General features: G+C 56.6%; 21 protein-coding genes and 1 tRNA gene. 11 read left to right on the top strand and 11 right to left on the bottom strand.

All coding sequences use genetic code 11. The features are described 5' to 3' along the window. Nucleotides 1-82: 82 nt before the first annotated feature. Nucleotides 83-1,519 carry an NADP-dependent phosphogluconate dehydrogenase gene (gndA, locus tag GGQ73_RS13955; RefSeq protein WP_183896830.1) on the bottom strand — a complete coding sequence of 479 codons (1,437 nt, stop codon included), beginning with the start codon at nucleotides 1,517-1,519 and terminating at the stop codon, nucleotides 83-85. A gap of 303 nt (nucleotides 1,520-1,822) precedes the next feature. Between gndA and GGQ73_RS13950 the strand changes: the two genes are divergently transcribed. Continuing rightward, a complete protein-coding gene (locus tag GGQ73_RS13950; RefSeq protein WP_183896829.1) occupies nucleotides 1,823-3,079 on the top strand; it encodes a membrane dipeptidase in 1,257 nt (418 codons plus the stop codon). Between the two features lie 45 nt (nucleotides 3,080-3,124). On the opposite strand, the gene GGQ73_RS13945 is transcribed toward GGQ73_RS13950, so the two are convergent. Together GGQ73_RS13945 and cobU are read right to left on the bottom strand one after the other, a co-directional pair. After that, nucleotides 3,125-3,802, bottom strand: a complete 678-nt coding sequence (locus tag GGQ73_RS13945) for a hypothetical protein (protein WP_234910972.1) — start codon at nucleotides 3,800-3,802, stop codon at nucleotides 3,125-3,127. Nucleotides 3,803-3,922: 120 nt separating this feature from the next. After that, on the bottom strand, nucleotides 3,923-4,447 hold the full coding sequence (gene cobU / locus GGQ73_RS13940; RefSeq protein WP_183896827.1) for a bifunctional adenosylcobinamide kinase/adenosylcobinamide-phosphate guanylyltransferase: 525 nt from the start codon (nucleotides 4,445-4,447) through the stop codon (nucleotides 3,923-3,925). A gap of 520 nt (nucleotides 4,448-4,967) precedes the next feature. On the opposite strand from cobU, the gene GGQ73_RS13935 reads away from it, so the two are divergent. After that, nucleotides 4,968-5,654 (top strand): DUF599 domain-containing protein, encoded by a 687-nt coding sequence (locus tag GGQ73_RS13935; RefSeq protein ID WP_183896826.1) that lies wholly within the window; start codon nucleotides 4,968-4,970, stop codon nucleotides 5,652-5,654. Nucleotides 5,655-5,722: 68 nt separating this feature from the next. Then, complete coding sequence (locus tag GGQ73_RS13930; RefSeq protein WP_183896825.1) at nucleotides 5,723-6,691, top strand: DUF1624 domain-containing protein; 969 nt, start codon at nucleotides 5,723-5,725, stop codon at nucleotides 6,689-6,691. Nucleotides 6,692-6,699: 8 nt separating this feature from the next. On the opposite strand, the gene GGQ73_RS13925 is transcribed toward GGQ73_RS13930, so the two are convergent. Next, nucleotides 6,700-7,086, bottom strand: a complete 387-nt coding sequence (locus GGQ73_RS13925) for a MerR family transcriptional regulator (RefSeq protein WP_174153181.1) — start codon at nucleotides 7,084-7,086, stop codon at nucleotides 6,700-6,702. Nucleotides 7,087-7,246: 160 nt separating this feature from the next. Then, entirely contained in the window at nucleotides 7,247-8,617 is a 1,371-nt protein-coding gene (mgtE, locus tag GGQ73_RS13920; protein ID WP_174153248.1) for a magnesium transporter, read from the bottom strand. 367 nt (nucleotides 8,618-8,984) lie between these two features. On the opposite strand from mgtE, the gene GGQ73_RS13915 reads away from it, so the two are divergent. From GGQ73_RS13915 to GGQ73_RS13905, 3 genes are read left to right on the top strand one after another with little or no spacing between them, the layout of a single operon-like run. Beyond that, nucleotides 8,985-11,291 (top strand): FdhF/YdeP family oxidoreductase, encoded by a 2,307-nt coding sequence (locus tag GGQ73_RS13915; RefSeq protein WP_183896824.1) that lies wholly within the window; start codon nucleotides 8,985-8,987, stop codon nucleotides 11,289-11,291. Further along, a complete protein-coding gene (locus GGQ73_RS13910) occupies nucleotides 11,291-11,623 on the top strand; it encodes a hypothetical protein (protein ID WP_183896823.1) in 333 nt (110 codons plus the stop codon). The genes GGQ73_RS13915 and GGQ73_RS13910 overlap by 1 nt, the downstream gene beginning before the upstream one ends. A gap of 12 nt (nucleotides 11,624-11,635) precedes the next feature. Beyond that, complete coding sequence (locus tag GGQ73_RS13905) at nucleotides 11,636-12,127, top strand: peptide deformylase (RefSeq protein WP_183896822.1); 492 nt, start codon at nucleotides 11,636-11,638, stop codon at nucleotides 12,125-12,127. Here GGQ73_RS13905 and GGQ73_RS13900 read toward each other — a convergent pair whose 3' ends face one another. After that, nucleotides 12,128-12,550 (bottom strand): OsmC family protein, encoded by a 423-nt coding sequence (locus tag GGQ73_RS13900; protein ID WP_183896821.1) that lies wholly within the window; start codon nucleotides 12,548-12,550, stop codon nucleotides 12,128-12,130. A 130-nt stretch (nucleotides 12,551-12,680) separates the two neighbouring features. Here GGQ73_RS13900 and GGQ73_RS13895 point away from each other — a divergent pair, with 130 nt between their 5' ends. Next, nucleotides 12,681-12,848 (top strand): Thivi_2564 family membrane protein, encoded by a 168-nt coding sequence (locus GGQ73_RS13895; RefSeq protein WP_174153176.1) that lies wholly within the window; start codon nucleotides 12,681-12,683, stop codon nucleotides 12,846-12,848. A gap of 75 nt (nucleotides 12,849-12,923) precedes the next feature. Here the strand turns inward: GGQ73_RS13895 and GGQ73_RS13890 are convergent, their stop codons facing one another. Then, a complete protein-coding gene (locus tag GGQ73_RS13890; protein ID WP_183896978.1) occupies nucleotides 12,924-13,751 on the bottom strand; it encodes a TolB family protein in 828 nt (275 codons plus the stop codon). 13 nt (nucleotides 13,752-13,764) lie between these two features. Next, nucleotides 13,765-15,444 carry an NAD+ synthase gene (locus GGQ73_RS13885; RefSeq protein WP_183896820.1) on the bottom strand — a complete coding sequence of 560 codons (1,680 nt, stop codon included), beginning with the start codon at nucleotides 15,442-15,444 and terminating at the stop codon, nucleotides 13,765-13,767. A gap of 214 nt (nucleotides 15,445-15,658) precedes the next feature. Here GGQ73_RS13885 and GGQ73_RS13880 point away from each other — a divergent pair, with 214 nt between their 5' ends. Together GGQ73_RS13880 and sthA are read left to right on the top strand one after the other, a co-directional pair. After that, the gene (locus GGQ73_RS13880) at nucleotides 15,659-16,198 is read left to right on the top strand and encodes a DUF1003 domain-containing protein (RefSeq protein WP_183896819.1); all 540 of its coding nucleotides are present in this window, start codon (nucleotides 15,659-15,661) and stop codon (nucleotides 16,196-16,198) included. 244 nt (nucleotides 16,199-16,442) lie between these two features. Beyond that, the gene (gene sthA, locus GGQ73_RS13875) at nucleotides 16,443-17,855 is read left to right on the top strand and encodes a Si-specific NAD(P)(+) transhydrogenase (protein WP_183896818.1); all 1,413 of its coding nucleotides are present in this window, start codon (nucleotides 16,443-16,445) and stop codon (nucleotides 17,853-17,855) included. 18 nt (nucleotides 17,856-17,873) lie between these two features. Here sthA and GGQ73_RS13870 read toward each other — a convergent pair whose 3' ends face one another. The 3 genes from GGQ73_RS13870 to GGQ73_RS13860 form a co-directional block, all read right to left on the bottom strand. Beyond that, complete coding sequence (locus GGQ73_RS13870; protein ID WP_234910971.1) at nucleotides 17,874-18,530, bottom strand: hypothetical protein; 657 nt, start codon at nucleotides 18,528-18,530, stop codon at nucleotides 17,874-17,876. Between the two features lie 458 nt (nucleotides 18,531-18,988). Further along, on the bottom strand, nucleotides 18,989-20,461 hold the full coding sequence (tig, locus tag GGQ73_RS13865; RefSeq protein ID WP_174153245.1) for a trigger factor: 1,473 nt from the start codon (nucleotides 20,459-20,461) through the stop codon (nucleotides 18,989-18,991). A gap of 192 nt (nucleotides 20,462-20,653) precedes the next feature. Next, nucleotides 20,654-20,738, bottom strand: a tRNA-Leu gene (locus GGQ73_RS13860). 460 nt (nucleotides 20,739-21,198) lie between these two features. Between GGQ73_RS13860 and GGQ73_RS13855 the strand changes: the two genes are divergently transcribed. Then, nucleotides 21,199-21,345 carry a DUF1127 domain-containing protein gene (locus GGQ73_RS13855; RefSeq protein ID WP_174153172.1) on the top strand — a complete coding sequence of 49 codons (147 nt, stop codon included), beginning with the start codon at nucleotides 21,199-21,201 and terminating at the stop codon, nucleotides 21,343-21,345. Between the two features lie 332 nt (nucleotides 21,346-21,677). Next, nucleotides 21,678-21,821: a DUF1127 domain-containing protein gene (locus GGQ73_RS13850; RefSeq protein ID WP_065698172.1), complete on the top strand. Its 144-nt coding sequence runs from the start codon at nucleotides 21,678-21,680 to the stop codon at nucleotides 21,819-21,821. Nucleotides 21,822-22,058 lie beyond the last annotated feature (237 nt).

Here is a 22,058-nt window from a genome sequence, read left to right as displayed (position 1 = left end):
CATTTGTTTAACCATCCGTTGACCTTAAGGGCCTTGGCGCAGTGGCCATGAAAAAAGCCCGCACAAGGCGGGCTTTTCGATATTACTTCGAGAAGATATCCAGACCACTGCCCCACGGACCGTGCGGCTTGTCGACACCATCGGTGCGCTCAAAACCATGTGCGCCGAAGAAGTCACGCTGCGCCTGAATGAGATTGGCGCTGCCACGGGCACGACGGTATGCATCGAAATACCCCAATGCCGACGCCAGTGCGGGAACAGGCAGACCAGACAAGACCGCATACGACACGACATGGCGTAGCGGTGCATCCGTATCCTTGACCATCTGCGAGAATGCAGGTGTGACGATCAGGTTGGCAACATGCGGATCCTGAGTGAAGGCAGAGGTGATCTCGTCCAGGAACTGCGAGCGGATGATGCAACCGTCGCGCCAGATGCGCGCAATGGTCGGCATCGGCAGATCCCAGCCGAACTCCTTCGATGCCGCCGCCATCACGGCAAAGCCCTGAGCGTAGGCCCCGATCTTTGCTGCCAACAGCGCGTTTTCAAGATCATCGATGAAGGCTTGTCTGTCGGTCGGTGCAGCCAACGCCTTCGGCAGGCCCAGTATGCTTTCCGCCGATTCGCGCTCCGACTTCTGCGACGACAAGATGCGTGCGGCAACTGCAGCTTCGATGGCGGTCGCGGCAACACCCATATTCTGCGCTTCGATGACCGACCACTTGCCGGTGCCTTTCTGGCCAGCCTTGTCGAGGATGAGATCGACCATCGGCTTGCCGGTGATCGGGTCTGCGGCGCGTAAAACTTTCTCCGTGATCTCGATGAGATAGGAGTTCAGGCGACCCTTCTTCCACGTACCGAAAACCTCTGCAATTTCCGTGGCATTCAGCTTCAGGCCATCGCGCAGAATGCCGTAGATTTCAGCGATCATCTGCATGTCGGCATATTCGATACCGTTGTGGATCGTCTTGACGAAATGGCCTGCGCCATCGGTGCCGAGCCACGCCACGCATGGGTCATTGTCGTATTTCGCGGCGATGGAGGTCAGCACCTTCTCCACGCGCTTCCAGCTGTCCTCCGTACCGCCCACCATAATGGATGGGCCGTGACGTGCACCTTCTTCTCCACCGGATACACCCATGCCGATGAAGGTCAGGTCGGTATCCTTGAGAGTGTCAAAACGACGGATGGTATCGCGGAAATTCGCATTACCGGCATCGATCATGATGTCGCCGTTTTCAAGATGCGGCTTGAGGAGCTCCATCTGCTGGTCGACCGGTTCGCCGGCCTTGATCATGATGATGATCGGACGCGGTGGGCGAATGGCGGCGATGAAGTCTTCGATGGTTTCGCAGGGAATGATCTGCCCCTGCAATTCGCCTGCATCGGCGTAGAATTTCTTCGTGACTTCCGGGGTTCGGTTGAAAACAGCAATCTTATTGCCTTTTTCCGCGATGTTGAGCGCAAGGTTAGACCCCATTACGCCAAGACCGATCAAACCGATTTCTGCCTGTTCCACGGATCTATCTCCATTTTGCATTTCAAGGCGCCTGTTCTGGCACTCCAGCTCTCAAACGGCAAGGCGACAGCCATGGAAAAGAGGTGAAATTCGTCGCGGCATGTCTGCTTTGCATAAACGCCCAGGTGAAGCTCAAGCGGAGCGTCGACGCCCGTGCCGCCCGCTGATGAATGCAAAGAGGCGGGCGCGAGTTCGGCTGTGAACAAAGTGAGCTGGTACGATTATTGCTTCATAATTCTGGGGGCTTGTTGCTGTACGCTTCCGTTTTCGATTTCAGACATTTTTTCTCAGGGGATAGCGATAATGGCTCAAAACACCTGCCTCTCCCGGATTGATAAAGACATTTTGGATACGGTCCATCTCAGGGCCTATCCGATCGACACCCATCTCGACACGCTCTACTTCACCCGCGTCGGCGGCTATGACTTCTGGAAGGGCGACTGGAAGACAAATCATGAGCCCTTTTCCATCAAGATCATCAAAAAGACGACGCCGAAAGGCAATAACAGTCCGCATTGCGAGCATGTCAGCGGCCCAGACTTCCTCAAGGGCGGCTACGGCGGCGCCTGCTTCAGCGCTCATGCCCTCTGGGAAAACCTCATTTCCTCGCCCTTCCTCGACCCTTGGAAGAACTGGCTCGATCATAGCCGCTATGTCCGGCGTATCGCCGCCGAAAGCAACGGGGCCATGCGGATCACAACATCGCCCGAGGAGGTGAGACAGTCACGAGACGACGGTGTTGCAAGCGCCATCCTGTCGGTCGAAGGCGCTCACATCCTTGGAGCGTCCGGCCGCCGCACCGAAGGCCAGCGGCTTTCAAGGCTTGCCGAGATCGCAGCAGAAGGGGCCGCCTATATAACACTCAACCATTTCAGCCATACGGATATCTGCGAGGCGGGCTTTCAGCCGATGAACCCATGGCGCCGGGTTCGGGGCGGCGGCCTTTCCGCCTTCGGAGCGCGCTTCGTCGAGCGTTGCGTCGATCTGGGGCTGATGATCGACGTCTCCCATAGCCGCAGCGAAGCGATCATCGATATTTCCGGTCTGTGCAAGGCGCGCGGCGCGCCGCTGCTTGCGTCCCACGGAGCTGCGCGCAGCATCAGCGCTAGGGACAAGGCCTCGCGGTCGAAACACCTCGCGCGAACGTTTCCCGACAATGCGATACGGGCAATTGTCGAAACCGGAGGCACGATCAGCGTCATCCTCTCGCCCTATTACCTCAAGGACGCGCGCCTGCCTGACGGCCGCCCGGACCGGGACGCGGATCTTGCCTATGTCGTGACCTATTACGAGAGGCTAGCGCGCCTCATCTCCAGCATGAACATCACCGAAGATCCCTGGAACCACCTGTCGTTCGGCAGCGATTTCGACGGCGGCATCAGCAGCATTCCGACCGGTTTGCGTACGGGTGCCGATCTGCGCAACTTCACCCTCGCCATGCTGGACGCCGGCTGGCCGGAGGAGCGGATCTACAAGGTCTATAGCGGCAACTTCCTGCGTGTCTGGGATGGAGCAAGACGCGCAGCAAAACAGAAGATCAAGGCTCCCGCTGGAACTTAGACAGCGAAAAAAGGACCGACCGGATGGTCTAAGCAGGCGCCAGACTCATTGGGGAAAAACGGGCGGGGCGAACTGCAAGAGGTTGCTCTTGTAGTTCTCGATAACAAAGCTGATCGGCGTGCCATCCGGCTTGCTCAACATCGCCTGGTTGCTGATGAGGGTCTCGGGAATATCGATCATCTTATTCGTTGCGGCCGGAATCGTCCCTCCCACTGCCCAGTTTCCCGGCAAAGGCTGCCACAGCAATTGCGACGAGATGGTATGACGCTGGAACTGCAGCGGCGCGACAACCTTTCCAAACGGCGTATCGGTCGTGTCCAGCGTCTCGTTCATCTCTGGCGTCAAACGGGCGGGCACATACCAGTTGTCGGCCTCCGACAGCACCAGCGTGCCGCATTTGAGAAGGACATGGCGGTAGCCGAGCCTGTCTGCCGCTGCGACGTTCAATTGCTTGCGCACCGTCTCGGGCGGCTCCTTGGTGTCATTCAACCTCGTGGCGGAAATCTTTGCGGGATCGGCAAGCCGGTGATCGTCGCACCAGCGCTCGAGCGTCAGGGTGGCGCTGTCATGGCTGAGCAGCTGAATGTTCAGATCCTGCACCACCGCCAGTGCCGCGAGACGTTGGACCGGGGTGTCGGGCCAGACCATATCGTTGGCAAATGATGGGCCTGCTGCCACCAGAAGAATGCTGCAGGCGATAGACTTGATAGCCAAGGATGACATGCGCGTCTCGCTCCGGGTCATTGTCGTGGATGCCGGGCACCCGTGATGATGCTAGAAAACCAGAACGCGCGGCTTGTATGGCGAATTTATGGGCGGAGACACGGCAAGGAACGCCGGATTTCACCCCTTCATTTTAAGGGGTAGTCCTGCGGCGATGAAATAGACGCTTGCCGCGACGGCTGCGATCTTCTGATGCAGGCGTCCGGCATGATCGCGAAATTCACGCGCCATGCGATTCTCCGGCACGATCCCGAGCCCGACTTCGTTGGAGACGAAAACGATGGTCGCGCTGGCGACAGCCGCTTGGTGCACCAGCGCGTCGAAGGCCGCGGCCATATCGGGGCCCTCCTCCATCATCAGGTTTGTCACCCACAGCGTCAGGCAATCGACCAGAATGGTGTTGGAGGCGGTGTCGAGCCTTTTCAGCGTCTCGACCAGTTGCAACGGCTCTTCATGGGTGATCCAGCCGTCGCCGCGCGCGATGCGATGCTGGGCGATTCGTGCTTCCATTTCCTCGTCCCAGGCAAGGCCTGTCGCGATGTAATGCGCGGACCCTTCAAGCGAAAGCACCAGATCTTCGGCAAAAGCGGATTTGCCTGAACGCGCACCGCCAAGGACGAGGATGGAACGGGACGCCTCTGTCATTCAAAACCTAGGATATCGGGAGGATGTAAAGCGATCCGGTCGCCTGCGCGGACAGAACCGCACGCTGTGGGACGAAAAGCATGAAAAGAGAACGATTCGTAGATATGGAGGCGTTCTCCCGGTCGATCATGCATCACCGGTACAGTACCGCTTCCATCCAGAATGCCCCTGCCCGCACAGCGCGGACATATCAACACATGGACGAACACGACAACACCGGATCGCTGATATCAAAGTAGGGAGAAAACGGCTTGCTGTCAATTTTCAAGACGCAAAAACCGCGCTGCAGAAGCTGCAGACGCGGTTTTGAGCTCCAAAACGCAAGGAGCGAAGTCAGGCGACCGGTACGCAAAACCCAATCCGGCGCCACACAATCCGTCTTACCGGGATAACCTTACCGGATCGTTAGCGCGGATATCAAAAACAAAGTCGGCACAATGTTCATGTCGCAATTGCGTTGCAGCCGAAACATAGAGATATAAGAGCGGGATGACGGCATGAACGGACGGACGAGCACGACATGACGACTATCGATTACATCGCACTGACGATCTTTGTCGTTCTCTGGTATCTCTATACATACCTTACGACAGCCCGATCGCCATTTCCCCGCACGAGCCTCAATCAGGCGATGGCCGATCGACGCAGAAAGTGGATCTACAATTCGCTGACGCGCGATCTAAAGATGATCGACACGCAGATCATGGCGGGGCTTCAGAACGGAACAGCCTTTTTCGCCTCAACCTCGATCTTCGCCATTGGCGGCTGCTTTGCCCTTCTGGGGGCAACAGAACGGGTCGAATCGGTTTTTCGCGACATGCCCTTCGTCTATTACGGCGGACGAACGGCGTTCGAGATGAAGGTCATCGGCCTGACGACCCTGTTCGGCTACGCCTTCTTCAAGTTTGGCTGGTCGTATCGACTGTTCAACTATTGCACCATTCTGTTTGGTGCGATGCCGATGACGCATGAGGCCAATGCCGACAGGAAGGCCGCCGAGCATGCGGCCGAAAACGTGATCCGCATGAACGTGATTGCAGCCAAGAACTTCAACGACGGTCTGCGCACCATCTTCCTGTCGATTGGCTATCTCGGCTGGTTCATCAACGCCTATGTCTTCATGGCAAGCACGGTCATCATCATCGTCGCGCTGTTGCGGCGGCAGTTTTTTTCGGAAGCCCGGCTGGCAATCATCGACGACCGGTAAATCACCGCCTTGAAATCGCCTCAGTTTGAAGGCGAAGCGCTGCCAAAGCCCGATAAAGGAACGGACGCATGAATGACGCCCCGGCAACAGCAACGGCACAAAAACCGGGCGGTCGCATAGGCTTTCTGGATACCGTACGCGGGATCGCGCTGATTGCGATGGCCAGCTACCATTTCACCTGGGATTTGGGGATGTTCGGCTACATAGACGCCGCCACACCAACGCAGGGCTGGTGGCGCCTCTATGCGCGTGGAATCGCGAGTTCTTTTCTGTTTCTGGCCGGCTTCGGTCTTTATCTCGCCCATCAACGCCGCATCAAATGGTCATCGTTTGGCAAGCGTTTTGCGATGATCGCCGGCGCAGCCCTTCTGATCTCGGTCGCAACCTTTTTTGCCCTGCCGGATGGGTGGATCTTCTTTGGCATCCTCCACAATATTGCTGCTGCCAGCCTCATCGGGCTCCTGTTTCTGAGGCTTCCGGTCGCGGTCACGTCACTGGTGGCGATCGCTGCGCTGATCGCGCCAATTTATCTGAGTTCAGACGCCTTCAACCCGATCTGGTTATCGTGGATCGGGCTATCCACCATGCCTCCCCGGTCCAACGACTATGTCCCGCTCTTGCCTTTTCTAGCCCCCTTTTTGTTGGGACTGGCGGTGTCCAAGGTCGTCACACCGCGGGGCTGGCTGGATCGCTTCAGGAAAGACAGCGGCAAACGCAACGTCATTGCATTTTTTGGTCGACACAGCCTGATCTTTTACCTTCTTCATCAACCGATCTTGATCGGCATCGTTTATGTCGCATCCCTCATCATGCCCCCGCCGCCGGTCGATCAGGTCGAGGCTTACAAGAAGAGCTGCGAGACCAGTTGTGTGCAGCAACAAAACGGACTCGATCTATGCCAGCGGTTTTGCGGCTGTACACTGGAGACACTTCAAGCGGAAAATCTGTTCGACACGATGATGGCCAACAGCCTTGGACCCGAACAGCAGTCGAGGGTCGGCGAAGTCGCGGCGCAATGTTCCAGGCAAACTCAGTGATCGTCTGATCAGGTACCGACGCCGATTTCGGCAAGACGTGTCAGGCAGGCCTCCTCGACATTATCGAGTTCAATCAGCGTTTCTTCGATGTCCTTGCGCTTCTGGCGCAAGTCGGCGCGTTTTTCATCGACCTTCTTCATCAGAAGCTCCAACTGTCCGGATTCACCGGGCGGCTCTTTATAAACCTGAATGATTTCGCGGATTTCGGCGATGGTGAATCCGATGCGGCGACCGCGCAGGATTTCCTGGATCAGCCTGCGGTCCGCCATACGAAACAGCCGTGTGCGTCCACGGCGTTCGGGGTGAATAAGACCTTCGTCTTCATAAAAGCGAAGGGTCCGGGTAGAGACCCCGAATTCACGCGTGAGTTCCGTAATGCTGTAATACTTGTTCAAGGCTTCATCCGATTCTGGAGCACAGGACCGAAAATGACAGACGGCTTTCGGAATATCCGTTGCTCAAACAACAAGATAGAATGACGAAGCCCGAAGGGCCTCATAAATCTTTCATGAGGATGACTATGATTGACCTTCACGTAAAAGTCAATTTTGGCCGTTACCCTGAAACGCCGAACCACCAGGTCGCAAGACCAAGAAACGAGAAGAAGCCCACGATGTCGGTGACGGCGGTCACGAAGACGGCAGACGACACCGCCGGGTCAGCACCGAATTTGTCCAGCAGCAGCGGAATGATGATCCCGGCAATCGCTGCGGCAAACATATTGATCAGCATGGCGGTTGCGATGATGCCACCCAGATTGACATCGTTGAACCACAATCCCGCGATGATGCCGATGGCGCAACCAAACAGTGCTCCGTTCAACAAGCCCACGCCCGCCTCACGCCGAATGATGCGGGCGGCGTTGTGAATATCAAGATTCTTCGTCGCAAGCGCTCGAACCGATACGGTCATGGTTTGCGAACCGGCATTGCCTCCCATTCCCGCAACGATCGGCATGAGAACGGCGAGTGCCACGATCTGCTCAATGGTGGCATCGAACAGCCCGATGACCGACGCGGCCATGAAGGCCGTGATGAGGTTGACCGCGAGCCATGGCACACGTGAGCGGGATGTGACAGCGATCGAATCGGAAAGTTCTTCGTCGCCCACGCCGCCGAGACGCAGCAAGTCCTCTTCCGCTTCTTCCTGCATGACGTCCACCACGTCATCAATGGTCAGAACACCGACGAGACGGCCATTGTCATCCACCACAGCCGCCGACAAAAGGTCGTATTGCTCGAAAAGCTGAGCCGCCTCCTCCTGGTCCATCTCGGCCGCAATCGGATGGTTGGTCTCATGCATGATGGTTTCGATCTTCACCTGGCGCTTGGATCGCAGCAGGCGGTCGAGATCGAGTGCTCCGACCAGCTTGAAGGTGGGATCAACGACGAAGATTTGCGAAAAGGACTCCGGTAGTTCTTCCTCTTCGCGCATGTAGTCGATGGTTTGGCCGACCGTCCAGAACGGCGGAACGGCCACGAACTCCGTCTGCATGCGGCGACCGGCCGAACTTTCCGGGTAGTCCAACGCGCGCAGCAACCGCACGCGCTCCGTAAACGGCATCTGCGCGAGAATGTCCTCGCGATCTTCGCGGTCCAAGTCTTCGAGAATATAGACGGCGTCGTCCGAATCCATCTCGCCGATACCGGCGGCGATCTGGTCGTTCGGCATCTGCTCCACGATGTCGAGACGGATCGCCTCGTCCACCTCGGTCAGCGCCGTCATATCGAAATCGGAACCCAGCAGGCGCACCATCGCATGGCGCTGTTCCGACTGAATGGATTCGAGCAGGTCACCCAGTTCGGATTCGTGTAGCCGGGCGACGTTCTGCCTCAAGAACAGCACATCCCGATCCGCAATCGCGGCACCCACCATCGTGAGAAAATCAGACCGAATCGAGCCATCGTCGGAATAGATATCCGCCATGATCTCGGGTCGCTTGGCGTCTTCCGGCACGGAATGGTGGTCGTCCGCTTGCGTCAAATTACGCCCCCTTATCCGGTAAACTGCCTGCTTCGCCAAAGCGCAGGAGAATGGCTTTTAAAAGCACAATGTCAACAACAGGATAGGAGAAAAAGCGTTGCATTTCCATGCGCGAGACCTCAGAGCTCGGCCACCGCGCGTTAACGGATGCGAAACAGTCTCACCGAATTGATCGCGCGAATGACGCAGACCAGCAGTTACGAGTTGACATATGGCTGTTATGCGGGAATCTGACACCAAATGCCGCACACACCATCGCACGGGTTGGCACCTGAAGCGGGCGGAAAACAAACGAGAAAGAGACCTTGAAATGGGCAAGATGGATTTCATCGGCAAAGCGTCTTCTGCCGCAGGCGGCTGGGGTGCACTCAAGAGCGTGGGAAAACGCCTTCTGGAATCGGGCGCACCGATATCTGGCGCCCGAACCCTGTTGAAAGCCAACCAACCCGATGGTTTCGATTGTCCCGGCTGCGCCTGGGGTGACCCGGAACACGGATCGTCCTTCGAGTTCTGCGAAAACGGCGTCAAGGCCGTCGCATGGGAAGCCACAGAGGCGCGCGTACCGCCGGACTTTTTTGCCAGCCACACGGTGTCCGAACTTCGCACATGGTCGGATTACAGTCTGGAAAAGCAGGGCCGGCTGACGGACCCGCTGCGCTATGACCGCGCGACAGACAAATATCTTCCCGTATCCTGGGATGAAGCCTTTGATGCCATCGGCGGCGTTTTGAAAAGCCTCGACAGTCCGGATCGTGCAGAGTTCTACACGTCCGGCCGTGCCTCCAATGAAGCGGCCTTCATCTACCAGTTGATGGTGCGCCTCTATGGCACCAACAATTTCCCGGACTGCTCCAATATGTGCCACGAGGCGAGCGGCGTCGGCCTGAAGGCGTCCGTTGGCGTTGGCAAGGGCACGGTCCTGCTCGAAGACTTCGAGAAAGCCGACGCTATTTTCGTCATCGGTCAGAACCCCGGCACAAACCATCCGCGCATGCTGGGCGACCTGCGTCGCGCCGCCATCCGTGGCGCGCGTATCGCAGTCTTCAATCCTATCCGCGAAAAGGGTCTGGAGCGGTTCACCGATCCGCAGGACAAGTTGGAAATGATCACCGGCGGCAACACCAAGATTGCCACGAATTACTATCAACCACGCCAGGGCGGCGATATGGCTGCCGTGCGCGGCATGAGCAAGGCTGTGTTTGCCGCCGATGATGCCGCACGCGCCGCTGGAAGACCCAGTGTGATCGATCATGACTTCCTCAGCGCACACGCGGTGGAATTCGAAGCCTATCGCGCAGCCGTCGATGCCACGAGCTGGGACAGCATTCTCGACCAGTCTGGTTTGACACGTGACCAGATCGAGGAAGCTGCTGGTATCTACATGGCGTCGAATTCGGTGATCGCGACATGGGCAATGGGCATCACCCAGCACAAGCACTCCGTCATCACCATCCGCGAAATCACCAACTTCATGCTGCTGCGCGGCAATATCGGCCGTCCGGGCGCTGGCCTTTGCCCCGTGCGCGGCCACTCAAACGTTCAGGGTGACCGCACCGTCGGTATCGACGAAAAGGCCACGCCTGCCCTGCTCGACGCGCTGGAAAAAGAACTCGGCGTTCCCATGCCCCGCAACCGTGGTCACAACACGGTCGAAGCCATCACCGCGATGCTGGACGGCAAGGCACAGGCCTTTATCGCGCTCGGCGGCAACTTCCTGCGCGCCACGCCGGATAGCCCGCTCATCATCAAGGCATTCGAAAAGCAGAAGCTGACGGTCAATATCGCTACCAAGCTCAATCATTCGCATCTGGTGCCCGGTGAAACATCCTTCATTCTGCCATGTCTCGGTCGCACCGAAATCGACCGCAACTCGCAAGGCAAATCGCAGATCGTGACGGTGGAAGATTCCATGAGCATGGTGCACGGCTCCGGCGGCATCAACGAACCGGCGTCACCGCAACTGCGCTCCGAAGTTGCCATCATTGCCGGTATCGCGCAAGCGACGCTTGGAAATGAAAAGGTTGAGTGGGCGAAACTCGCCGACGATTACGACCTGATCCGCGATATGATTTCGCGCGTTCTTCCGGGTTTCCAGGATTTCAACGCGCGTGTCCGCGTGCCACGCGGCTTCCACCTGCGCAACGCAGCCGCAGAACGCGAATGGAACACGCCTGCCCAGAAAGCCACCTTCTTCACTGGACCGTTGCCGGAAAAGACAGACCATCAGGAAGCACTTTCCAAAAATGGAATTTTTGTTCTACAGACCTTCCGCAGCCACGACCAGTACAACACCACGATCTACGGCATGGATGACCGCTATCGCGGTGTCTACGGCGAGCGTCAGGTCATCTTCATGAACCCGAAGGACATGGAGAAGCTGGGCGCACATGCCAAGCAGCGCGTGGATGTCATCGGTGAATATGGTGACGGCGTCGAGCGTATCGCCGAGAATTTCCGCCTCGTTCCCTACAATATTCCAGAGGGCAGCGTCGGCGGCTACTATCCGGAACTCAACGTTCTGGTGCCGCTGCACAGCTACGGCGAAGGCAGCTTTACACCGACGTCGAAATCCGTTCTGGTTTCGGTGCGTTTGCGCGCAGACGCCGTTGCTGCCTGATGAGTGAGGACCAATCTGCCGCGCGCTTTCTGGCCGTGGTGGAACAGATCAATGAAACGGCCCCGGTTGCGCTGGACGCAACCGGGGCCGCGCTCATTGCAGCGGTTCATCTGGGCATTGGCAGCGATAGCCGCAGCCTCGCCAACAAGCTCGGCATTGCCCATGCGCTGGTCTTGCGAGACATCAACGTACTTTCAGGCCGCCTGCTGACCGTCACCAAACGCGATGCGCGCACGCAACGAACATGGGTTGAATTGACGGATGAGGCCTCCACGCTGGCACAATCTGCCTCACATGTGCTGCTGAAGCCGTCGCTCAGCCAAATGGAATAAATGGAACGTCCGATGCCAATTCGTTCTATCGTGACCTATCCGCACCCGGCGCTTGCCTTCCATTGCGAGCCGGTGTCGGACTTCGGACCTGAACTGGCCCAGCTTGCAAAAGACTTGCTGGAGACGATGCGCGCAGCGCCCGGTGTCGGCATAACAGCCGCTCATATCGGCCAGACACAACGCGTTTTCGTGCTGGAACTGGAACCAGGCGAGGTGCGGACATATGTCAATCCAGAGATTGCAGAGACTTCGCAGGAGACCATGCGACACATGGAAGGCAGTGTTTCCATGCCAGGCGTCACAGAAGAGGTCGAGCGCCCATCACGCATCAAACTCCGCTTTCAGGACCTCTCCGGGCATTGGCACGAAGAGCAGGCCGAGGGCTTCCATGCGATCTGCATCCAGCATGAAGTCGATCAGTTGAATGGCATGTTCTGGCTCAGGCGTCTGTCAAAACTGAAGCGCGATCGCCTGATCCGCAAATGGGAAAAATCGCGCGCCTGATCACTCGATAGAAAGATCGAACGTTGCCTGCCCCCGCAGCGTGTTGCTGACGGTACAGATAGCCTCCGCCTCATGGGCGATCGCCTGTTTCATCTCGTCATCGAAATCGCCGCTGATCTTCAGGCTCATGTGAAAATGCATGATCCGTGCTGGCTCGCCATCAGATTTCTCACCCTTCACACGCGCCTCCACGCTCTTGAAACGGTCCAGAACCCCCATACGGCTCGCTGCAATGCGCGCGCTGAGGACCAGGCACGCCGCAAGCGAGGAGTAAAGAAGATCGAGAGGATTGAAACCGGGATCGGATGCCGCAGTGACCACAGAAAGCGCCCCGCCCGTGGGTGTCTCGATCTGCGGATGCCCATTCCGCCCCAAGGTGGCGGTCGCTCCTGTCTGCCGCGTCTTCACTCTGATCTCTCTCAACGCAATCTCCTTATGTTCGAATTTTCAGAAATTACATTTTGCACAATGGAACCAAAATCCGCGCCAAGACTTTTACTCACGGAACGGTGATCGACCGTTACGGATTTACGGAAAATAGGAGCTGGGACACATGGTTACAGGGACACTCGTTAGCATCCTGATCACATTTTTGGTCATCGTACTCATTTTGTGGCTGATCAACCGCCTGCCAATCGGCGGTAGCGCGAAGCAGATCGCACAGGTTATCGTCATCATCATCGGTATTATCTCGATGCTGAAATATCTCGCAGTCTTTTAATCGAAGCGATTTAAGACGTTATGAGCCCGGCCCCCGAGTAAAATCTGGGTCGGGCTTTTTGTATGAGGCTATCTTTTAGACTGGGATATAACGGACATAGGCAAACTCATCACCATCAGGTGACCAGTTGGGCGAATTCATTGTTCCCTGCCCGCCAAACAGCTCAAACAACGTTTCCTCATTCTTTCCATCCGTATCCATCAAACGCAGGCGCACATGGAGATCACGGGGATGATCGAAGACATCACCGTCATAGGAGACGACGATCACCTTGTCACCACGGGGTGACGGATGAGGAAACCAGTCGCCGTATTCGCTGTCGGTGATGCGCTCGACCTCACTACCATCCACCCGGACCCGCCAAATCTGCATGCGACCCGTGCGGCTGGAGTTGAAATAAATCCATTGCCCGTCCGCCGAATAATCCGGCCCGTCGTTGCGCCCCTCGCCATGGGTCAGACGCGTCTCGATACCACTGTCGATGTCCATCGCGTAAATATCGAAAACCTCATCACGAATGCCGCAATAGGCGAAACTTTTGCCGTCGGGCGCCCAGCCGTGCCAATAGGATGGCAGGTTACGGGTCATCAGCTTCGGCGGTCCGCCTGCAGATGGCATGAGATAGATAGCGCTTTTTGCGAATTCCACCTTGTCGGAAATGGCATAGAACGCGCCATCAGGTGAAATGCCATGGTCGTTGTTGCACGCGCTCGCAAAGCCGGTATCGACATTTTCAGCAGTCGCATCACCATCCAGTGACAGTCGATAGAGCAGCCCCTCGCTGTTCATCAGAAGATACGTCCCATCCGGTGACCAGTTCGGCGCCTCAAACAGCTCCGGCGTCTGCCAGACAACCCGGTTCTCCCGGGTACGAATGTTGAAGATTTCAACGGAGCTGCGCATTTTGTCCATCGGACTACCGATCCCTGAAGCGGTTGGTGATCGGATAGCGCCGGTCACGACCGAAATTCTTCTTGGTGATTTTCACACCGGGTGCGGATTGGCGACGTTTGTACTCGGCAAGATACAGCAGATGCTCGATGCGATGCACAGTGGCGATATCATGGCCGCGCGCGACGATATCGTCCACCGACATCTCCAACTCCACAAGGCATTCCAGAATATCATCCAGCACCGGATAAGGCGGCAGCGAATCCTGATCGGTCTGGTTGGGGCGCAACTCGGCCGATGGCGCCTTGGAGATGATGTTGGCTGGAATGACCTCCCCGGATGGACCGAGTGCTGTTGGTGGCACATGGCTGTTTCGCCAGGCGGAAATGGCGTAGACCTGCATCTTGTAGAGGTCTTTGATCGGATTGAAGCCGCCGTTCATGTCGCCGTACAGCGTGGCGTAACCCACCGACATCTCGGACTTGTTGCCAGTCGTCACGACCATGGAGCCGAACTTGTTGGACACAGCCATGAGAATGGTACCACGCGCGCGGCTTTGCAGGTTTTCTTCGGTGATGCCCTCTTCCGTTCCTTCGAACAGTTCGGCAAGCGATGATCGGAAGCCATCGACAGGATCGGCAATCGGCACGATATCGTAGCGGCATCCAAGGGCCCTGGCACAATCGGCAGCATCCTTGAACGAGTCCTCTGACGTATAGCGATAGGGCAGCATGATGCATCGCACCCGCTCCTCACCCAGCGCATCCACCGCAATCGCCGCACAGATGGCCGAGTCGATACCGCCCGAAAGTCCCAGCACCACACTCTTGAAGCCATTTTTGTTGACGTAATCGCGAAAGCCCAGCATGCAGGCTCGGTAATCGGCCTCTTCGCCCTCCGGTATCTGCGAGAACGGTCCTTCGCTACAATACCAGCCTTTGTCGGTACGCTTCCAATCCGTGACGGCGAGCGTGGCTTCGAACTGGCTCATCTGGAATGCGAGCGTCTTGTCTGCGTTGAATGCAAAGCTTGCGCCATCAAACACGAGTTCGTCCTGCCCGCCGATCTGATTTGCGAACACCAGCGGCAGTCCGCTTTCGATAACCTGGCGCAATGCCACCTGATGGCGGACATCCACCTTGCCGCGATAATAGGGCGACCCGTTCGGCACCAAGAGCATTTCGGCGCCGCTTTCCGCCAAAGTCTCGCACACACCCAGATCGTTCCAGATCTCCTCGCAAATGGCGATACCGATCCGCACACCCCGGAAATTATAGGGGCCGGAAATCGAGCCCTCGGAAAAAACGCGCTTTTCATCGAATTCGCCATAGTTCGGCAAATCGACCTTGTCGCGCAACGCAACGATTTTGCCGCCGTCGAGCAGCGCCACCGAGTTGTGACGCCCGGTCTCACCCTGCCGGGGGAAACCAATGATGACGCCCGGCCCGCCATCGGCAGTCTCTATCGCGAGGTCTTCGACCGCCTTAAGGCAGGCATGCAGAAATGCGGGCTTGAGAACCAGATCCTCTGGCGGATAACCGGAAATGAACAGCTCGCTGAGAAGCAGCAAATCGGCGCCTTGAGACGCTGCATCGGCACGCGCCTGGCGCGCCAGGGCAAGGTTGCCCGAGACATCGCCGACAGTGGGATTGAACTGCCCGACGGCAATTCTCAAGACGTTGGGAGTTGTGTGTATCTGGCTCATGCTTCTCACTTAACGTGGCTTACCGGATCGCGCAACGCAGACCGGTGGACTCTCTTGCGACACCATACATCCCGTGCCGAGCCGTGTCATCGTGGCGATCTGCTGTGAAGGGCGCAATCGAATTCATTTGAAATAGCCCGTGTCCGGGCTTATCTCGTTAAAGGCGCCGGAACTCTTCATTTCCCTGCCGTTCCGAGCTTGGCTGGAGACCCCAATGCCTGCTTTCCCTGATTACATTACCTCTCATTTCAAGCGTTCCTCAAAACATATCGGTGAGGTGGAACAGCGTATTCTCGATGTTGCGCACCAGCGCAAACTCATATCGACGGATACCAACGTCGCTTTCTCGGAAAGTTCCACCGTTGGAGAACGGCTGGCAGATAGTATAGCGCGGATCGGGGGATCCTGGGCTTTCATCATAAGCTTCATGTTTTTTCTGGTTGTCTGGACCATCATCAACACGGTGGTACTGACAACGAGAGCGTTCGACCCCTACCCGTTCGTTTTTCTCAACCTCATCCTGTCCATGCTGGCCGCCATTCAGGCCCCGATCATCATGATGTCGCAAAACCGACAGGGCACCCGCGACCGATTTGAAGCGGCCAAAGATTATGAGGTCAATCTTAAGGCCGAATTGGAGGTTTTGTCGCTACATGACAAGATCGACAGTAAGGTTCTGGCAGAACTTGCCCTGCTTCGTGAAGACATCGCCAAGCTTCACACGCATCGCCAAGGCGGTATCAACACCCCATAACTGGTACGCCCGCAACAGTGGGGTAGTAATTCGATCGGTCCCTGCGCCTTTTGCTGCCGTGGTTACGAATCCGTCAGATTTTTCCGCTACAGATTGACGCGGGCATTTGTTGCATTGCACTCTTGGTGCGGCGACGCGGGAATCACTTCCGTATCAGGATGGCATCAGGCTTTTCCGAGCAGCGACGCCTCCGCGCTGGAACCATTCAGTCCGGCCATCGAATTTCTGTCCCGGGGTTTTCTTCATGAACCAATATGATCTTATTGTTGTCGGTAGCGGTCCCGCAGGTCGACGTGCTGCCATCCAGGCTGCGAAGCTGGATAAAACAGTTCTGGTCATCGAAAAAGGCAGCCGCGTGGGCGGCGTCTCGGTTCACACTGGCACCATCCCGTCCAAAACCATGCGCGAGACGGCGCTCAATCTTTCCGGCTGGCGCGAGCGCGGGTTCTATGGCCGTTCCTACAGGGTCAAGCAGCAAATCAGCGCAGAAGACCTCCGTCGTCGCCTGATGATCACGCTAGACCATGAGGTCGAGGTGCTGGAACACCAGTTTGCGCGCAACCGCGTCACCCACATTCGCGGGAATGCAGCCTTCGTCACAGCAGACACGATGGAAATCACGAAAGACGATGGCGAGGTCGTTCTGGTCAAGGCCAAAAGCATATTGCTCGCCGTGGGTACGCGCCCCTTCCGTCCGGATTACATACCATTCGATGGCAAGACGGTCATCGATAGCGACGAAATTCTCGAGCTACAGAAGCTGCCACGCTCCATGGTCGTCATCGGCGCAGGTGTTATCGGCATTGAATATGCCACGATCTTCAGCGCGCTGGATACTGCTGTCACCATCATAGACCCGAAGCCGACCATGCTGGATTTCATCGACAAGGAAATCGTGGAGGACTTCACCTATCAGCTGCGTGATCGCAACATGAAGCTGCTGCTGGGCCAGAAAGCCGATAAGGTAGAACTGACGCCAGAGGGCAAGGTTATGCTGACACTCGATAGCGGACGCGCGTTGACGACAGAAATGGTGCTGTTTGCCGCTGGCCGCATGGGCGCGACCGATACGCTCAATCTGGCAGCAGCAGGTCTCAGCGCCGATAATCGCGGGCGCCTGACTGTCAACCCCGAGACCTTTGAAACATCGGTGCCCGGCATCTTTGCCGCAGGCGATGTCATCGGCTTTCCAAGCCTTGCCTCCACCTCCATGGAACAGGGCCGCATTGCCGCGCGTGTGGCAGTCGGTGCCATCGGCATGGAGCCACAGAAGTATTTTCCATACGGCATTTACGCCGTACCGGAGATTTCGACGTGCGGCCTGACCGAAGAAGAAATGAAGGAACGTGGCATCGCCTACGAATGCGGTATTGCCCGTTTCCGCGAAACATCGCGCGGCCACATCATGGGGCTCGATACGGGTCTGCTCAAGCTTATTTTCTCGCTGAAGACACGCCGCCTTCTGGGCGTGCATATCGTCGGCGAAGGTGCGACGGAACTCGTCCACATCGGACAGGCTGTTCTCAACCTCAAAGGAACTGTCGAATATTTCGTTGAGAATACCTTCAACTATCCGACCCTTGCCGAAGCCTACAAGATTGCCGGTCTTGATGCCTGGAACCGTATGGGTGACATCAAGAAAAACGAGACCGTTTGAACGACCGTTTCAGCGCCCCTACCAACGGATGTTGTAGCGGGCGCTGACCGACGGACGAAAGCGATCCTCATACCCCTGATCGAGATTGCCGGACACGGTGAGGTTCTCACCAAGCTTCTGTTCCAACCCGACCGTCGATGTGAAGTCATCGAACGTATCGCGGCTGGCACCTGTGAGTACGAAGGCCGTACCGGTGGCAGAGCGCGTCAGCCGCAGCGACTGCGAGACATCAAGCCCGCTCCACTGCTGCGCCGTGCCATCATAGCGCACAGTCATGTTGCGGTTGGATTCCAGGTCTAATTCCGGGGTCGCAATACGCTTCTGCGATGTCGTCATCGTCCATGAACTTGAACCCGTCAATGCGTTCATCAACACACCAATATCGCCTGCAATCTTTGCACCTGGAAGGTTGGAGGACAAAAGCGTGACGGTACCCCAGAACTTGACCGGCGTATCGACCAGCGCTCCGCCATCCGACGCATTCACGCCCATCTCCAGACCACCACGAATAGGTGTCTCCGTGGGCAACTTCGCACCGATCCGCGCCGAGTAGGACGTATCGGAGTTCTTTGCAGGCGCCCAGATCAGCCCTCGTTCCTGAGCATGCACCAGTCCAGAAGACAAGCCGAAGACAACAGCGCCGATGAGGACGCCGTGTTTGATATTCAAAATCATGTCTGTTCCTCAAGCTTTCGTAAAGCACACCATCCTTGGGAAAACAGTGCGCCTTGTTGGGCTATCGACGACTGTCCGAATGAGGACCAGCCGCTTTGAATTTTCGGTAACGCGATCAGGCGCGCTTTCCCGCCTGCCATCCGCCGAAGCTCACGGCTTTGACGCGCGCGCCTGTTATCATCGGGCATAACAACCGTATGCGGTGATGCCAGATGGAGAGTTGAAACTGGGGCAAAGTGCCGGGCCGCGCATTGGCGCAACGGATTTGCTCATGTGCGTTGCACCACAAATCAATGATCCAAGACTGCCAGATGAACGGGAGATGAACAAGAGTACTACGCTGAAAAAGCGTATTGTGCGGTGCAATGTGATCGAAACGTTACAAAGGTTAACGGGCAGCTGAAACGCAAAAGGCCGCTGACAAAGCAGCGGCCCTTCGAGACATTATCACGGGAGGCTTATTCAGCGTCGCCTTCAGCAGCCTTCTTCTTGGCAGGCGCCTTCTTCTTCGGAGCGGCATCTTCGCCTTCAGCAGCGTCAGCCTTTGCAGCAGCCTTCTTCTTGGCAGGCTTCTTTTCAGCCTTGTCGCCGTCTTCGGCGTCGTCAGCCAGCAACTCTTCCTTTGTTACGGTCTTGTCCGTAACAGAGACTTCCTCGAGCAGCTTGTCGATGACCTTCTCTTCGAAGATCGGCGCACGAAGCGAAGCGGAAGCGCCAGGCGTGTTGCGGAAGAAATCGAGGATTTCTTTCTGCTGGCCGGGGAATTGCTGAAGCTGAGCAAACAATGCGCGCTGCATTTCTTCTTCGGTGACTTCTACGCCAGCCTTCTCGCCGATTTCGGAGAGGACGAGGCCCAGACGAACGCGACGCTCGGCCAGCTTGCGGTACTCTTCGCGAGCTTCTTCTTCCGTCGTGTCTTCGTCAGCAAAAGTCTTGCCGGACTGCGCAAGATCGGTGTTGATCTGGCGCCAGATATTGTCAAACTCGGCGTCAACGAGACCAGCCGGTGTTTCGAACTGGTAGACTTCGTCCAGCTGATCGAGAATCTGACGCTTGACCTTCTGACGTGTCACATTGCTGTACTGGCTTTCGATCTGACCGCGAACGACCTCTTTCAGCTTTTCCGCCGATTCGAGACCAAGCTTGGTTGCCAGATCATCATTGATTTCAACGTCGGCAGCAGACGCAACGTCCTTGACGGTGATGTCAAACACGGCTTCCTTGCCAGCAAGATTTGCGGCAGGATATTCGGTCGGGAAGGTAACGGTAATCGCCTTCTCATCACCAGCCTTGACGCCGACGAGCTGATCTTCGAAACCAGGGATGAAGCGATTGGAGCCGATGACGAGCTCTGCATCATCAGCAGCGCCGCCTTCGAAGGCTTCGCCGTCGACCTTGCCGAGATAGTTCATCGTGACGCGGTCGCCTTCGGCAGCCTTGCCCTTCTTGGTCTCGTAAGTGCGCGCGCTTTCGGCGATTTTCAGGATCTGTTCGTTGATTTCCTCTTCGGTCACTTCAACGACTTCGCGGATCACCTTGATGCCGTCGTTGGACTTCAGCTCGATGGCGGGAATCACTTCGTAAGCGAGCGTGAACTCCAGATCACTCTCAGCGGCCAGAATCTTTTCCGCTTCGTCCTGATCTTCGGTCATGGAGATAGAAGGCTGCGTTGCAGACTTTTCACCCCGGCCGGAAATGATTTCGGATGGCTTGTCACGAACCAGTTCGTTGACGAGATCAGCCATTATCGATTTGCCATACATCTTCTTGAGATGTGTCAATGGCACCTTGCCTGGGCGGAAACCGTTGATGCGGACTTTGTCCTTGGCATCGGCAAGGCGCTCGTCGAGGCGAGACTTCATATCAGCGGCCGGAATGACGACCTTGATTTCGCGCTTCAGCCCTTCAGCTAGCGTTTCGATAACCTGCATTTTCATACCTTCACATCATGGCGGCGGTGCTCAGACAGCCGTTGGTTTACGTTCGAGCACAGCGCCGGAACCTAAATTCACCGGCCGTAGCTATATAAACTGCATGCACAAGCATTTTGCGTAGCAAAAACTGCGCTTGAGCCAGAGAAGCGGCGAAGCAAATGCGACGCGCTGTCTTCCCGGCGATTCATTTGGTGCGGGTAGAGGGACTCGAACCCCCACAACTCTCGTCGCCAGAACCTAAATCTGGTGCGTCTACCAATTCCGCCATACCCGCGCTCATGAATCCTGCATAAACAACATCTGGCACACGAGGCCTTCCGGAGCGCGCGTCTCTATATCACCCGTTTTCTGGAGCGCAAAGGAAAAATGACGGTTTTGCGTCTCTATTTGTACCAACACAGGCGCAAAGCGTGGTGAGTTCTCAGCGATCACGGCATGCCACCCTCGTAACACTCGCCCTACTCCCTCTTCGTTCGTTCAAGCGCAAAATATGATGAGATCATTCAAAAATACGCAACGGCGGAAGTTCACCACTAAATCGAAGACGAAAACGCCTTTAAATTATGCATTTGTTAACACATTGACTGCCGAATTTCATGGAGCAATGCGACAGGCGCATAGGTGGCATACTTCATTGTCTGTTTTTTGTTCTACTAAACCGATTATATTCGGTGTCAGGAAATGAGTTAAGCGCTGACCCAAGCGGCGCCAAGAATAGAACGAAGGACACGATCATGAACATCACTCGCTCGCTGAACAACTGGCGCAAGTATCGTCAGACCATCACGGAACTCGGCCGCATGAGCGACCGCGAACTCAGCGACCTCGGCATCGGCCGTAGCGACATTCGCCGCGTAGCACGCACTGCCGTCGGCATCTAATCTGACTTCAGGCGGTTTTCTCCGCGGAATTGTCAATATGAAAAGGTCTCGAGCTTCGGCTCGGGGCCTTTTTTTCGTTTGCCTTGCTGGTTTTCATCATAATTGCTCGCCCTTCATATGCGGTCTTATGGCGCCTAAAAAATGCCCATACAGCCACAACGGATGCAAAAATAGCCGACACATTGCACAATTGCATGGCAGTCGCTTAAAATCTGCACTGCACATTCTCGGCCTGCATATGTATATACAGATCAACAGCAGAGAGCGCAGATGACTGAGCTTCTGAGACCAAGTTTCAAAGATCAAACAAAAGCAAGACTGAGGAAAACACCATGAACCCTATTCGCATCGCCAAGAACTGGATCAGCTATCGTCGCACAATGAATGAACTTGGCAGCCTTTCCAGCCAGGCTTTGAGCGACATCGGCCTGACACGTTACGACATTCGCAACGTTGCTTCCCGTTCGTTCCGCTAATAAGCGTAAACGTCACCTGCCGACCGACCTCCCACGGAAGCAGGCTGACTGAGCGACAGGCAATCAAAAACGGCGCTTCTTGCGCCGTTTTTGATTCCAGGGTCCTAGCAAGCGTGTTTGCGTCACTACCCGGCTCAAAGTAGTCGCGGGGGGGGGGGGGGGGGGGGGGGGGGGGGGGGCGGGGGGGGGGGGGGGGGGCGGGCGGGGGGGGGGGGGGGGGTGGGGGGGGGGGGGGGC

It is taken from the genome of Rhizobium skierniewicense, assembly GCF_014196515.1.
GTDB lineage: Bacteria > Pseudomonadota > Alphaproteobacteria > Rhizobiales > Rhizobiaceae > Agrobacterium > Agrobacterium skierniewicense.
This window is presented reverse-complemented; position numbering and strand designations above follow the sequence as displayed.

Coding starts and splice junctions, on each gene's coding strand:
- GGQ73_RS13915 (WP_183896824.1), top strand. CDS start 8,985: ATGGGCAAGATGGATTTCATCGGCAAAGCGTCTTCTGCCGCAGGCGGC.
- GGQ73_RS13870 (WP_234910971.1), bottom strand. CDS start 18,530: ATGATTTTGAATATCAAACACGGCGTCCTCATCGGCGCTGTTGTCTTC.
- GGQ73_RS13905 (WP_183896822.1), top strand. CDS start 11,636: ATGCCAATTCGTTCTATCGTGACCTATCCGCACCCGGCGCTTGCCTTC.
- GGQ73_RS13855 (WP_174153172.1), top strand. CDS start 21,199: ATGAACATCACTCGCTCGCTGAACAACTGGCGCAAGTATCGTCAGACC.
- GGQ73_RS13850 (WP_065698172.1), top strand. CDS start 21,678: ATGAACCCTATTCGCATCGCCAAGAACTGGATCAGCTATCGTCGCACA.
- mgtE (WP_174153248.1), bottom strand. CDS start 8,617: ATGGCGGATATCTATTCCGACGATGGCTCGATTCGGTCTGATTTTCTC.
- GGQ73_RS13880 (WP_183896819.1), top strand. CDS start 15,659: ATGCCTGCTTTCCCTGATTACATTACCTCTCATTTCAAGCGTTCCTCA.
- GGQ73_RS13945 (WP_234910972.1), bottom strand. CDS start 3,802: ATGTCATCCTTGGCTATCAAGTCTATCGCCTGCAGCATTCTTCTGGTG.
- GGQ73_RS13910 (WP_183896823.1), top strand. CDS start 11,291: ATGAGTGAGGACCAATCTGCCGCGCGCTTTCTGGCCGTGGTGGAACAG.
- GGQ73_RS13890 (WP_183896978.1), bottom strand. CDS start 13,751: ATGCGCAGCTCCGTTGAAATCTTCAACATTCGTACCCGGGAGAACCGG.
- cobU (WP_183896827.1), bottom strand. CDS start 4,447: ATGACAGAGGCGTCCCGTTCCATCCTCGTCCTTGGCGGTGCGCGTTCA.
- GGQ73_RS13930 (WP_183896825.1), top strand. CDS start 5,723: ATGAATGACGCCCCGGCAACAGCAACGGCACAAAAACCGGGCGGTCGC.
- GGQ73_RS13935 (WP_183896826.1), top strand. CDS start 4,968: ATGACGACTATCGATTACATCGCACTGACGATCTTTGTCGTTCTCTGG.
- sthA (WP_183896818.1), top strand. CDS start 16,443: ATGAACCAATATGATCTTATTGTTGTCGGTAGCGGTCCCGCAGGTCGA.
- GGQ73_RS13950 (WP_183896829.1), top strand. CDS start 1,823: ATGGCTCAAAACACCTGCCTCTCCCGGATTGATAAAGACATTTTGGAT.
- GGQ73_RS13885 (WP_183896820.1), bottom strand. CDS start 15,444: ATGAGCCAGATACACACAACTCCCAACGTCTTGAGAATTGCCGTCGGG.
- GGQ73_RS13895 (WP_174153176.1), top strand. CDS start 12,681: ATGGTTACAGGGACACTCGTTAGCATCCTGATCACATTTTTGGTCATC.
- tig (WP_174153245.1), bottom strand. CDS start 20,461: ATGCAGGTTATCGAAACGCTAGCTGAAGGGCTGAAGCGCGAAATCAAG.